Origin of the sequence: Salinimonas lutimaris (genome assembly GCF_005222225.1) — a bacterium.
Classification (GTDB): Bacteria; Pseudomonadota; Gammaproteobacteria; order Enterobacterales; family Alteromonadaceae; genus Alteromonas; species Alteromonas lutimaris.
This window is the reverse complement of record NZ_CP036536.1, coordinates 3,022,304-3,035,514: the sequence shown is the minus strand read 5'-3', so window position 1 is coordinate 3,035,514 and position 13,211 is coordinate 3,022,304. Positions and strand designations below refer to the sequence as shown.

Genomic DNA, 13,211 nt, shown 5'->3' with positions numbered 1-13,211 from the left:
AACAGTCTGGCTGATTCGCAACGCCCTGTGTTTAAGTGCGTCATGTTCTCACGGAGATCCCGGATATCGCTGCGCGATTCCGGGACGACGGCCGGGAAGGAATGTCATTGAATTGGGTCACCCACATCCCTACATTCGTCATTCCTGCGAAAGCAGGGATCTCCTAAACAACCTAGCTGATTCGCAACGCCCTGTGTTTAAGTGCGTCATGCGTCACGGAGATCCCGGATATCGCTGCACGATTCCGGGACGACGGCGGGGGAGAACGTCATTGAATTGGGTCAGTCACGTCCTTACATTCGTCATTCCTGCGAAAGCAGGAATCTCCTGAACAGTCTGGCTGATTCGCAACGCCCTGTGTTTAAGTGCGTCATGTTCTCACGGAGATCCCGGATATCGCTGCGCGATTCCGGGACGACGGCCGGGAAGGAATGTCATTGAATTGGTTCAGTCACGTCCCTACATTCGTCATTCTTGCGAAAGCAGGAATCTCCTGAACAGTCTGGCTGATTCACTACGCCCTGTGTTTAAGTGCGTCATGCGTCACGGAGAGCCAGGATATCGCTGCGCGATTCCGGGACGACGGCGGGGCAGAACGTCATTGAATTGGGTCAGTCACGTCCCTACATTCGTCATTCCTGCGAAAGCAGGAATCTCCTGAACAGTCTGGCTGATTCGCAACGCCCTGTGGTTAAGTGCGTCATGTTCTCACGGAGATCCCGGATATTGCTGCACGATTCCGGGACGACGGAGAAAGGAAGCAAGTGTCGTCATGTTCCAACGGAGATCCCGGATATTGCTGCACGATTCCGGGACGACGGAGAGGAGAAAGGAAGCAAGTGTCGTCATGTTCCAACGGAGATCCCGGATATCGCTGCGCGATTCCGGGACGACGGCGGGGAAGGAATGTCATTGAATTGGGTCAGTCACGTCCCTACATTCGTCATTCCTGCGAAAGCAGGAATCTCCTGAACAGTATGGCTGATTCAAAACAACCTTTGAACAAGCTTAGGTATATTCCAGGAATGACGACAAAGTCATTGTTGTGATGTTTGCAATAGTTCTAGGGTGGCCGCGCGGATAGCCTCATTCAGTGCTTTTTTACCTGATAGCGAGAATGTGCTGAGTAACACCTGATCTGTAAGCATGTCGAGATAAAGTGCCTTTAATATTGATGGTATATCTTTGCCAGCCCGTAACTGCCCTGCGATGTAACAGGGCAGGGCGTTGCCGGTTTGTTCCAGCGCCAGAGTCTGACGGCAAAAAGCGTTCAGTCGGCGGGTAACAATAGCGCTGACCAGCGCTGATTGAGAGCCCGTTTGGTAATGGCCCTGATCAAGCTGATAAGCCTCAGATAAAGCCTGACGTTGCTCAGCAGACCTGGCGGATAATGACTGCAACATCAATAAACTGACCAGACCGGAAGCCTTATCCGCTTTCTGGCCAAGCCGGGCTGGCCAGAACCCGCTATGCTGCCAGAACTGTTCCAGCTGATGAGTATGCCCAAAGGAGGTCGCGAGCCAGTCTACCTCGTATTGGATTGCATTATCGCGGATGACTTTTAACAGGCTGGTCCCTACGCCTTGTCCACGAAACGCAGAAGCTGTCGCAATACGACCAACCCGCCAGTATTGATGGGTAGCAAGCGTCGGCTCAACAATCAGGCTGGCAGCACTTTGCGCACTTAAATGACCTTTAATCCGACGTTTGCCGCAGGCAATGTCATGGGCCAGCGCTGCCAGTCTTTCACCGCCTTCAATAGTGACTACTGCAGCACCAACCATCTCATCATCAATATGAGCCACAAAAAACAGACCATCCGGGGCATCCATCATGCGCATAAAGTCTTCTGGTGTGGTCTGGTAATGAGCATGGCTTAACAGTGAAAACAGTGTTCGTAACTTATCTGGCGATATGGCTTCGGGTCGCCAGCAATTAATCTGTAACTGCGCAGGGTCAACGGCAACAGGTGAGGATTGTTCATGTATTGTATTGTCAGCAGCATGTTCCACTGCATCGATAAACAACGCACGGTGCAGCCAGCGCTCCATGGTATCTTCCTGTTGCCAGCGCATGGCGGTATGCAACTGATAATGACTTGCCTGACCCAGCTGCAGGCGAGGCTGTAAAAATTTATAAATAAACCCATGCCCTGAGCCTTCAAATCCCACCGTGGTTGAACTGACCACTACCTGACGATTGGCCGCCAGATAACCGGATAACACCGGTTGGGGGAGGGCGGCGGCTTCATCCACTAACAATACATCGTATTGCCCGCTCAAAAGCAGTGAATGATCCGGTGCCAGCCAGCTTACTTTATCCATCAAACCACGGTTTTGTTTAACCGCTTTTCCCAGGGCGTCAAAAAATACCTGCTGAGTCTGATGTATCGGGCTGGTCAGCGCCACAGACATGCCTTGTTCAGTCAGATAGCCTGCAATGAAGCCCAGCACTGTTGATTTACCTCTGCCACGAAGTGCGGTAAGCGCGGTTAGTGGCAAGTTGTGCTGAATATCGCGGATAATGTTAGTAAACACCTGCTGCTGCTCACTGGTTAGTGAACCCGGCATGTTGGCGGGACTGCGAGTAGTACTTTTTGGGGGGGGCAGGCGCACACACTGCTCATCTATCACGGCAATATTCTCATCGCTGAGCATGGTCTGACTTAACTGCCGGATATAACGGCTGTGTGACATCGTATATCCGTGGGAAAGATGATGCGGCCGGGTAACCGAACTATGCTCATGCCAGAGCGGCAGCGGCGGGGTAATGACAATGCATAAACCGCCCTGTTTTACTGTTCCGGACAGCGCCAATAATGCTGATGGCCTGAACCCGTCACAGGTGTTGTACACCACCAAATCAAATTCCTGCCCCAGCACCTGTTTATACAGGGTGGTCGGGCGTTGCACAAAAGCGCTTGTCTGACTGGTCGTTTCGCCCAGCCAGCACGTCATTGTTGTGCTGTGATGCTGAATAACGTCTTCTGCCAGTTCGACGGCGGTGTCAGTAGAGAGCACCAGTATCTGACGCTGGGCGTCGGCCAGTGCAGCACGTTGTTTTATCCAGTCGAAGAGGTTTGCGAAAGCCATAAAGCCGTTTTTACCGTATAATATGCAGCGAAGTTTAACTCTTAACCCTAAGGATTTCGAATGCGTTTCTTATCACGCCGTTTAGTGATGCCTAACGACCTTAACTATGCTGATTCCCTGTTTGGCGGCCGCGCGCTGGAGTGGATTGACGAAGAAGCCGCTATTTACGCTATTTGTCAGCTCGGCACTAACTGCCTGGTCACCAAGCACATTGGAGAGATCAGTTTCGAATCTCCGGCAATGCAGGGCGATATCGTCGAGTTTGGTCTGGCGACCAAAGCGGTGGGTCGTACGTCAATTACGGTCAGCTGTCTGGTCAGAAACAAAGCCACTAAAAAAACTATCTGTCTGGCTGATGATATTGTTTTTGTTAAGGTTGACCCGGTTACCCGCCAGCCAGCACCCCACGGAAAAACACTGGAAAGCCTGGAAGAACAGACTGAAGCAGAGCTGCGCAGCCTGAACCTCCTGCAAGATTAAGCCCTACCATTTTTCCAGCAAAGCGGTGGCCTGTGTGGCCAGCTCTGCTGGTAAAGCGGCCAGCTCTCTGTCAACGTCACCGTGTGGCAGGGCCACCGTGGTATAAGCCAGGTTCTGACTAAGAATAACCCGGCTGGCAATGGTTTCTACACCCACACACTCCTGTGCCTGGCACAACTTCCATAACTGCTGGTTTATCGTGTTTTTGAATCCCCAGCGCAACAACATCAAGGACGTTGAGCCATACAAACATAACCCGAATTCATCACTGATTCTTTGGGTAAAGGCAAGCAGACTGGATGCGTCATCCCAGAAGGTCAGGATACCGTCAACAAACAGACATTCTTCATGAAAAAACAGAAATGACGATAAAGTGCCAAACAGCAGCAACTGGCGAATGATTTCTTTTTGCTCTGCATTAACCTGTTCAAACCCAAACAAACGATTGTACAGCTCATGACTCAGCAGCATGGCATCGGTCAGTTTTTCCACATCAGCATGGCGGCACTGGGCATTGAGCTGTTGCTGCGCGGCAAATAGCACAGCCAGATGCTTAATATTACTCAGCCCCAGATTTCGTCCGATGGCCTGCTCCAGGTTAGTCGGCGTTGATCCGAATACGGCTTTGCTGGCCTTGCTCATAATATGCGCCTGAAAGATAGGATCCCGGGTGACCAGTTCAACCACGGTGTCCAGCGTCAGCTTATCATCCTCTATGTTCAGTAACGCCTGAATGGTTTCAGGCAGTGGTGGCAGATTATCAACAATATCAAGCAGGCTACCGTTACCTTTTTGAAAGCGCAGCCGATTGCCCAGCTGACGCAGCTGCCCGGCACTGATGCCGGTAAACTCTTTAAAGCTGCGCTCGAAAGAGCGGCGGTCAGAAAAGCCCAGCTCACTGGCTGTATCGTCAGTTTTATTCCCGCTGATCAGCTTCTGGCAGCTTTTATCATGGATGTATTCTTTCAGTACTGCACTAAAAGCAATATCGTGGTTTTTCAGGGTACGGCGAAACCCGGATTCTGTCTGACCCATTTGCTCCGCGACCCATTCTGCGCGAATACGTGCCGGCGCCTCAGCGCGGTCAAATATGGCCTGAATAGATTCTTTTAAGCCGGGGCCGGTGGTTTTGCTGAGCGTTGGCGCCAGCAGTTTTTCAATTGCCTGGCTATGATAAAACGACAGCTGGTTACCCCATTTTTTTTCAAAGGCCAGTTGAATATTATCAGCATGCCGAATCGGGGCTGATGATAAACTGGATAACAGGGAGGCTTCAGCCAGCGGTAACTCTGCCCGGGTAAAATCAAACTGTCGACCAGCCAGATGGCGGAACAGGGCAAACAAAAAGTACACCTGAAGATCGTCAGCCAGCGCTGATGCGCTGCCCTGCCAGCTTAATACCGTACACAAGGGGGCTTCGCTGGTGTGCTGGGATAGTTGCTGACTGAAAATTTCACTACTGCGGGGCTGTAGCGTGGCCAGCGCACTGTCGATATTTTTAACCGCAGTGGCAAACATGACCAGATTACCCATTTTATTAAAGTCGATATAGCCGATGAGCGACTTGCCGATACTGATGCGCTGGTGCACGGGAATAAGCTCAGCCAGTAAAGTGTGCAGGTCACCATCCTGAAAAAGACCTGATTCCAGCTGATGTAGCATTTCCAGAGCCCGGCTATCAACCGCGTTGTGCAGACCTGAGTCCCGACGTAAGCTTAATAATGACCTGACTATGGCAGACCAGAACAACCCTTTATACTGCATAACGTTCCTTGCGCATTATCTTCAAACTCTTTTTTATTCTTTAGTATAAAAAACAAGTATTTTGATGAAATTGTCCCACATTCAGACAAAACTGTCCTGTATAGTTTGAACAGGTTTGGATACTCTTTTCATGCAGCCCGAGAGTGATTGTGACAGTGAGTGTCTGGCACATTCAGGCGCTTGTTATAATAATATAATCAAATTAGCACTAAGTTGCTGTAAGCAAATCGTATGAGTTTGCTTGTAAAAAAAGTTATGTGCTGTCATCTTCTTTTTGCCATGGATATTGGCTCAAGTGACAACGCGCTGTTAACTTCAGGTCTTCGACGACCTCACCAAAACGCCCGCTACGTCACAATATGCGGGCGTTTTTCTTTTCTGTCATTAACTTATGTTGAACATTCCAATGTAATTGGTACACTTGCGCGTGCCTGGTTCATAACCAGCAAACCAAGGGGTGCCTTTACCGGCTGAGATCTGCACTTGCAGGAACCCTGTACCTGATCCGGATAATACCGGCGTAGGGATGGTGACCAACATCAGCCAATTTACCTGCCGCACATCCCGGGTCCTTGTTCTGTTTTGAGACTAGAGATCCTTAATGAAAAAAAATCTATTTGTTTTAGCAATGGCCGCGAGTGCCGCCGGAAGTTATGCTGAAACAGCCGATATTGAACGTATTACTGTAACTTCTGATTTTCGTCAGGCTACCCTGGACCAGTTAAGCAGTAGCGCCAGTGTGCTGAGCGCGGAGCGTTTGAACAGCCGCCAGGCCGAGGCGGTTGAAGATATTCTTAATATTGCTCCAAACGTGAATTTTGCCAGCGGCGCATCACGGGGCCGCTTTGTACAGATCCGCGGTATTGGTGAGCGTTCCCAGTTTTCTGAACCCATTAATCCGTCGGTCAGCTTTTTAGTTGATGATTTTGATTTTTCCGGATTAGGCGCTGCCGGCGTATTGTTTGATACCCGTCAGGTAGAGGTATTTCGCGGTCCCCAGTCCACGCTTTTTGGTACTGGCGCGCTGGCCGGCGCGGTAAAGATTGCCAGTAATCAGCCCACCGATGATCAGCAAAGTCACATCAGTGTGCGGGCGGGGAATAAAGACACCTACCGTTTTGAAGGTGCGACCGGCAATGCCATCACAGACACTCTGCGTTACCGTGTGGCGCTGATGCATAACCGTAGCGATGGTTTCACCAACAATGCATTTCTAAACCGCGATGATACCGCCGGTATCGATGAAACTGCTGCCCGACTGGCCCTGCAGTGGGACATTGATAGTCGCACCACAGCAGATATCAGCTATCGCTGGTACGATATCGATAATGGCTATGATGCGTTTTCACTGGATAACACCCGTACGACTTTATCTGATGAGCCCGGTTTTGATCGTCAGCAAACACATGCGGTCAGTGCCAAACTTACCCAGCGCTATGCTGCCGGACAGCTCACCGTGCTGGCCACACATGCCAGTCACAACATAGGTTATGGCTATGATGAAGACTGGACCTACACCGGATTTTCGCCACTTGGGTATACCGCCTTCGATGCTTACTACCGTGATGTGGATACCCAGACCGCCGAGGTACGTTTCAGTTCCTCGCCGGCAATGAAGCTTTTTAGTAATAGTACTGACTGGGTAGTGGGTGCTCACTATAAAACCACTGATGAATCCCTGCTGCGTGATTACACCTATACCGATCCTAACTTTGCCAGTGAGTATTCGCCGTCTACCTTTGCTGTCTACGGCGAGACCACCACAGCGCTTAATGATCAGCTTGATCTGGTAATCGGATTACGCGCTGAGCAGTTTGAGTTTGACTACATCAATAACGAAGGACTGGGCCGCTCAACTGATACCGATATGGTTGGCGGTAAGATTGCCCTGCAGTACGCCACCACTTCGCATTTGTGGTATGGCAGTATTTCGCGGGGCTTTAAAGGCGCGGGTATCAATCCGGCGCAGCAGGTCTCAGAAGCACAGCGCTTCTTTGATGCGGAGTACAACTGGAATTACGAAGTCGGTGTAAAAGGCCCGTTGTTAACGCCTGATGCCACCATTCGTGCTGCAGTGTTCTATATGCGCCGGGATGATACCCAAATTAATGACTATGATGTGCTGCCAAGAGCCGACGGCTCTGCTGAGTTTATTGATATCATCGATAATGCCGATTTGGGTACAAACCGGGGAATTGAGGTGGAAACCAGCTGGCAGGTAACCGACCGCTGGCAGGTACAGGGAGCCGTTGGCTATCTGGATGCCAAATTTGAAGGTTACACAGATGCCAGAGGCGAGTACATTGATGAACAACAACAGGCGCAGGCGCCGCGCTGGACTATTAACCTGTTCAGTGAACTGGTATTAAGTGACAGCTGGCTATGGCGCGCCGATATGGACTTTAAGGATGAGTACCGTTTTTCTGACGGCCATGATGAAACTTCACCGGCCACCGTGCTCTACAATACCGAGCTGGTCTGGCAGAACAATGATTTGCAGGTGTCTGCCTGGGTCAATAATGTGTTTGACAAAACCTACTACACCCGTGGCTTTGGTGGCTTCAGTAATGATCCCCGGGATGGCTATGCGAATCCGCAGCCGTATTATCAGATTGCCAACGGACGTGAGTTCGGGGTAACTGTCACTTATCAGTTTTAGGAGAACTGCATGCAAGTTATGGTCGAAATATCCCTGTATCCGTTAGTCGAGCAGTACATCGCCCCGATTAAGGACTTTATTGAGCGAATTAACCAGTACCCAGAACTGACGGTTACAACCTGTTCAACCAGTACCCAGATAAGCGGTGACTATCAGCCGGTAATGAATATTCTGGGCGTAGAGATGCAGCGCACCCATGAAGCTGTGGGGCAGGCAATTTTTGTGGCCAAGTTTTTAAACTTTGACGCCATGCAGCAAAATTCATAACAGGCTGCCATCGACTATGCTGGATACATTTATCAGTCAGATCCTGGCTACATCGGCCATTGAGTGGGCCGCGGTGGTACTAGCGCTGGGCTATGTATGGCTGGCCGCCCGCCAGAACAGCTGGTGCTGGGCATGTGCTTTTGCCAGTACTGCGATTTATACCTGGCTGTTCTGGCAGGTTACCCTGCCATTTCAGGCAGGCCTGAATCTGTTTTATATGATCATGGCGATTTACGGTTATTATCAGTGGCATCGGCGCGCAGAAGGCGAAAGCCGGGTGCGCTCATGGCCCTGGCCCTGGCATGTTTTACTGGTTCCGGGACTGTTGATGATTGGCTGGGGACTGGCTAATCTCGCGTCGGGGCAGTTTAATAACGAGTTTTTGTGGCTGGATGCCTGTATTCAGGTACTCAGTGTGGTGACCACATTTATGGTGGCCCACAAGGTATTGCAAAACTGGGTGTACTGGTTTTTCATCAACCTGGCATCGGCGTACTTGTATGCTCAGTCAGGCCTGATGCTATCTGCTTGCCTGTTTGCCGGTTATATCGGGTTTTCGATATACGGCTATATTCAGTGGCAGAGCGAGCTGCGTCAGCAGGGCAGTGAACATGCTTACAGCTGACTTGCTCAAACAGCTACAAAAGCCACTATCGCTCAGCCCGCAGTGCCAGGTCAGTGCGCTTCGGGCCGGTCAGGTTAATCAGGTATTTTTGCTGGTTGACGGGCAGCAGCGCTGGGTGGTGAAAAGCCTCAGTCAGGATACCTTCAGCGGGGTAGACCGACAGCAGCAGTTTGCGTTGCAACAGCGCCTGAGTGAGCTGGGAGTTGCCCCGGCGCCCATCTGGATGGATGCGGGGCAAACATTGTGGGTAGAAGCCTTTGTTGAGCATAATCTGATATCACCAGCTGATGAGCATCAGCAAATAGAGCAGATGGCGCGCGCGCTAGCCAAGATTCATACACTGCCTGTAGACCATCCACCACTCAATTTAGCCCAGCGTCTAACGCATTACGCTACAAAAGCCGGGCTGGAAACCGGCAGCCATCTGCTTAGCCAGTGCACCACATTATTGCCTCACTGTCGCCAGCAGGCGATTGATCCGGAACATCTGGCACTGTGTCATAACGACCTGTCGTATGGCCATGTGATGTCAGTTTCACCGGTTATGCTGGTAGACTGGGAGTACGCTGCCGTTGGCTCATGCTTTTTTGATCTGGCCGCCTGTGCGGGTATTAACCATTTTTCCCGCTCCGCCCGACAGCGACTGATTCATTGTTATGCCGAAGCCAGCGGACGTAACACAGCACAATGCCAGCAGCAGTTTGACATACAGTATGAGGTTGTTACCCTGACTGCTCAGTTATGGCAAGCGGCACTGGATGCCAGCCAAATTTGCCATAATTGACTGAAAGGTAGCCGGTTTGTTTAAAGAGTCAGCAGTTGAACCGGTTAGGCAATAAAAAGTCTTTACCTTTCAAAACGCATACGTATAATGCATTTCCGCAGTAGGGGTGTAGTTCGAATTGGTAGAACAGCGGTCTCCAAAACCGATGGTTGGGGGTTCGAGTCCCTCCACCCCTGCCACTTTCCTTTCTTTTATCGTATAGTTCCATCTACCAGGAACCAGTCAGATAATCATTATGTCAGCACTTAATCCAGCGCAAACAGCAGCCCTTCAACAGATGGGAATATGTGTCTGGCAGCATGCCGATAAGGTTGCGTCAACTGCAACATCAACACCAGTAGCGACACCATCAACACCATCAACAGCAGTTAATCAGACTGTGGTCAAGGCAACCTCAGAAGAGCGCCGTGCATCCGGTGCAAAAAGGCTGGCCCAGTTACGTTCCAGTTTAGGTACTGACGCTCCGGCGCAGACAAGCAATGCATCATCAGCCTCAGACGTACAGCAACCGGCAGAAACGCCGGCGCCGGATAGCCGGCCATTAAGTGCTGAACAACAGCAGCGTTTTGCCCGATTAATTGAAGATATACAACAGGCTGCATCAGATTACAGTTCGGCTGAGCAAACCATTTCTGTTATGCACGGAGATACCTTAAAGGTGAGTCGGGACACCGTTGTTTTACCCGGCGGACCCGAAGCCCTGACGCCGCAGCTTAAACAGCGATTATGGCACGCACTGGCAGCACTGGAATGACCATCAACATTGTGGCGGTTTGTTCGCAAACTTTGCCTCAGGCCTATGAAATCCACACGCAGGTGACTCACTCGGCCTGGCAATACAGCACCTTTGCCGATGCCACAACGGCCCCGTATTCCACACGCATTGCCCTGGCGAACGAGAAGGTAGCTGGCTATGCGCAAATCCTGATGGTGGTGGATGAGGCTACGCTGATGGATATTGCGGTCGAGCCCAGCCTGCAGGGGCAGGGAATAGGCAGATTACTGTTAAAAGACGTCATTTCTCACTCTGCTGACGCTGGCATGGCAGTCATCTGGCTGGAAGTCAGAAAGAGTAATCTGGCGGCTATTTATCTGTATGAGCAGCATGGTTTTGTGGTGCAGGAAGTCAGAAAGCAGTATTATCCTGCGGCAGACGGACGTGAAGATGCACTAATTATGTCGTTAACGTTATAAATTATCACAGACTAATATTCATTTCTTTTTATACCTTTCAAAAAAAGCACTAACCCGTATTTTCCCGCTGCTGTCATAAGTACCTGATTGCCTGTATTAAAAAAACGGCTTTAGCGAAATTTTGAACAAGCAGGAATACTTAGGTATTAGGCGTCATACTCCGATCCCGTAGGGTTAACCGGGTTCAAAAGCTACTCTTACTGCATCAGCCGGCATGTCCGGCAACCATTAACTTTGACGAAGTGTGTTGCAGTTATGAAAAGTGTAGTTAGCATGTCAGTTGTAATCGCCGGTTTTTGTGTAATTCTCGCAGGATGTGGTGGAGGTGGAAGTAGTGCAGGCTCGACAGAGTCTGTCAGCAGTGTGTCATTGCCCGATCCTGGTGCGCAAAATGATGATAATACTGTAACCGACACCACCGGGTCTGACAAAGCCGAAGCCCCCCATACCAGCCTGGTGCTGACGCCCACCAATCCGTTGCCCGGTGTACCCGTTCAAGACGATGAAGAGTCTGTTTCATCGCCACTTCCCCAACAACCGGCTGATAATCTGCTGGTCAGCACACCGATTCAGATAACCCCTCCGGCGGATTTGCTCAGTGAAGCGGTTAGCGCTGCACCATCGCAATTTTATCTCGGCGCCCAGATCAGCCGAATTTCCAGTGATATGACCGCCTGGATGCTGGCTGATCTGATGAAAACCTCGGGTCTGGATAATGAAGATATTACCGGGCGAACTCATGGCTGGTTTTTTGCCAAAGGGGATATCTGGTTTACCGCTCAGGCAAATAAAATCCAGGTGGATGAGCATGGCTGGCCAAAGACAATGACCCTGACTGATGGTACCCAGGCTGATGTATTGTTTACCTCTGTTATGACTGCCACAACGGCTAACGCTTATGAAGCAGGTATTTACCGACTCATCTTTGATGGTCAGGGCACGCTGAATATTGAAAACGCCGACATGGTCGCGCTTAGCGATAATGAGTACGAAGTTTATTATAACGGTGAGGGCGCGCTCACCGTGCAGATACTGGCCACTGATCCGATGCAGCAGGGCGACTACCTGCGCAATATCCGGCTTTTACGCCCCGGCGCGGCAGATGGCGATCTGTTTAGTCAGGATTATCTGAATTACCTGAAGCCGGCCAAAACCATCCGGGTCACCAATCTGCTCAGTGACACTGCATTATATACCAAAGAAGCCGAAACCAGCCATGCTGTATTCAGTGGTGACAATGCCTGGGCACAGCGGGCAAGCATACAGAACAGTCATTTTGGCAGTGCACTGGGTGCGCCCTATGCCCTGATGAGCGAGCTGGCGAACCAGTCTGCCTCGGATTTATGGCTGAATATCCCTCTGGCCGCAAACGACAGTTATATTGAAGCGCTGGCAGAGGCCATGCTTACCCAGCTGAACACGAATCGGATTTTATATATTGAGTTGGGTAATGAACTGTTCAAGCGTACTTACCCGCAGCGACTTGGCCGGGATTATGCGCTGGCCCAGGCTCAGGCTTTGTGGCCTGATACCGTGGATGCACAAGCGTACAGTGACTGGTCAGCCCTGGCGCGCGAAAACCTGTTAATCAGCAACTGGCAGGCACTGCGCACTTATCAGATCAAGGCTATTTTTAACCAGGTATGGGGTGAACAGGCTCACCGGCTGGTAAGCGTACTGGCTGGCTCATTGTCTGATGCCACAGCAGCCCGGTCTTACAACAGTCTGCTGCTTGAAGGCGCGCTCAGCCAGTCCCTGATGGATGGACGGGCACCAGGCGACTGGATCGATACGCTGGCCGTTGCCCCACAGGTGGTAGATACCTCGGCCACGCAGTTTAGTATCGACAGTGCAGATGCATTGCTGGTTGATGCGCTCAACTACGTGGATGGTACCGACCGGTTCTACGCAGAGTCAGATGCCCCTGGTTTACGCTTTGCGGTACGCGCGGCGTCTGAGCTGGCCGACAGCTATGGTATCGCAATAACCGCGTATGCCGGCGGGCATGGGTTCAATGCTTCTTCCTACCTGAATTTTCAGGTGCTTAAGAGCGCCCAGATGTATGAGTTGTACCAGTCTGTGTTCAGTGTGTGGAATGAAGAAAATGGCGGGGCATTTATTGCCGGGCAGGGTATCGCCTCAGCCTCGCTGCCTGATTATTGTGCGCAGCCTGCCTATGTCCGGGCGGACCGGGTTAAGAGTATTGGTCTGAAAGAAACGCAGCAGCAGCCAGAATCTGATGCACATATGTATCGTGCCTGGCGCGACCAGATGCGCCAGATAGGCCAGATCAAATAAAACTATAACCAGAGATCTGACCGACAGGTTTGCACATGCCAGGATCTA

Annotated in this window: 10 protein-coding genes, 1 tRNA gene and 1 riboswitch; of the genes, 9 read left to right on the top strand and 2 right to left on the bottom strand. The window is 50.9% G+C overall.

Going from position 1 to position 13,211, the window contains the following annotated elements:
* Nucleotides 1–1,037: 1,037 nt before the first annotated feature.
* Nucleotides 1,038–3,092, bottom strand: a complete 2,055-nt coding sequence (locus EZV72_RS13340) for a GNAT family N-acetyltransferase (RefSeq protein ID WP_137167692.1) — start codon at nt 3,090–3,092, stop codon at nt 1,038–1,040.
* 60 nt (nt 3,093–3,152) lie between these two features.
* Between EZV72_RS13340 and EZV72_RS13335 the strand changes: the two genes are divergently transcribed.
* Nucleotides 3,153–3,572 carry an acyl-CoA thioesterase gene (locus EZV72_RS13335; protein WP_137167691.1) on the top strand — a complete coding sequence of 140 codons (420 nt, stop codon included), beginning with the start codon at nt 3,153–3,155 and terminating at the stop codon, nt 3,570–3,572.
* Between the two features lie 3 nt (nt 3,573–3,575).
* Here the strand turns inward: EZV72_RS13335 and EZV72_RS13330 are convergent, their stop codons facing one another.
* Complete coding sequence (locus EZV72_RS13330; protein ID WP_137167690.1) at nt 3,576–5,336, bottom strand: helix-turn-helix domain-containing protein; 1,761 nt, start codon at nt 5,334–5,336, stop codon at nt 3,576–3,578.
* 443 nt (nt 5,337–5,779) lie between these two features.
* Nucleotides 5,780–5,880, top strand: a riboswitch (TPP riboswitch).
* Nucleotides 5,881–5,937: 57 nt separating this feature from the next.
* Between EZV72_RS13330 and EZV72_RS13325 the strand changes: the two genes are divergently transcribed.
* The 8 genes from EZV72_RS13325 to EZV72_RS13290 all read left to right on the top strand — a co-directional run bounded on the left by EZV72_RS13325 (nt 5,938) and on the right by EZV72_RS13290 (nt 13,163).
* Entirely contained in the window at nt 5,938–7,995 is a 2,058-nt protein-coding gene (locus EZV72_RS13325; RefSeq protein WP_137167689.1) for a TonB-dependent receptor, read from the top strand.
* 9 nt (nt 7,996–8,004) lie between these two features.
* On the top strand, nt 8,005–8,262 hold the full coding sequence (locus EZV72_RS13320; RefSeq protein ID WP_137167688.1) for a YkoF family thiamine/hydroxymethylpyrimidine-binding protein: 258 nt from the start codon (nt 8,005–8,007) through the stop codon (nt 8,260–8,262).
* A gap of 16 nt (nt 8,263–8,278) precedes the next feature.
* Nucleotides 8,279–8,887, top strand: a complete 609-nt coding sequence (gene pnuC / locus EZV72_RS13315; protein WP_137167687.1) for a nicotinamide riboside transporter PnuC — start codon at nt 8,279–8,281, stop codon at nt 8,885–8,887.
* Nucleotides 8,874–9,671 (top strand): choline/ethanolamine kinase family protein, encoded by a 798-nt coding sequence (locus tag EZV72_RS13310; protein WP_137167686.1) that lies wholly within the window; start codon nt 8,874–8,876, stop codon nt 9,669–9,671. The genes pnuC and EZV72_RS13310 overlap by 14 nt, the downstream gene beginning before the upstream one ends.
* A gap of 102 nt (nt 9,672–9,773) precedes the next feature.
* A tRNA-Trp gene (locus EZV72_RS13305) sits at nt 9,774–9,850 on the top strand.
* Between the two features lie 56 nt (nt 9,851–9,906).
* Complete coding sequence (locus tag EZV72_RS13300) at nt 9,907–10,425, top strand: hypothetical protein (protein WP_137167685.1); 519 nt, start codon at nt 9,907–9,909, stop codon at nt 10,423–10,425.
* A complete protein-coding gene (rimI, locus tag EZV72_RS13295) occupies nt 10,422–10,865 on the top strand; it encodes a ribosomal protein S18-alanine N-acetyltransferase (RefSeq protein ID WP_175405123.1) in 444 nt (147 codons plus the stop codon). The genes EZV72_RS13300 and rimI overlap by 4 nt, the downstream gene beginning before the upstream one ends.
* Nucleotides 10,866–11,138: 273 nt before the next feature.
* Nucleotides 11,139–13,163, top strand: a complete 2,025-nt coding sequence (locus EZV72_RS13290) for a hypothetical protein (protein WP_137167683.1) — start codon at nt 11,139–11,141, stop codon at nt 13,161–13,163.
* Nucleotides 13,164–13,211: the final 48 nt, after the last annotated feature.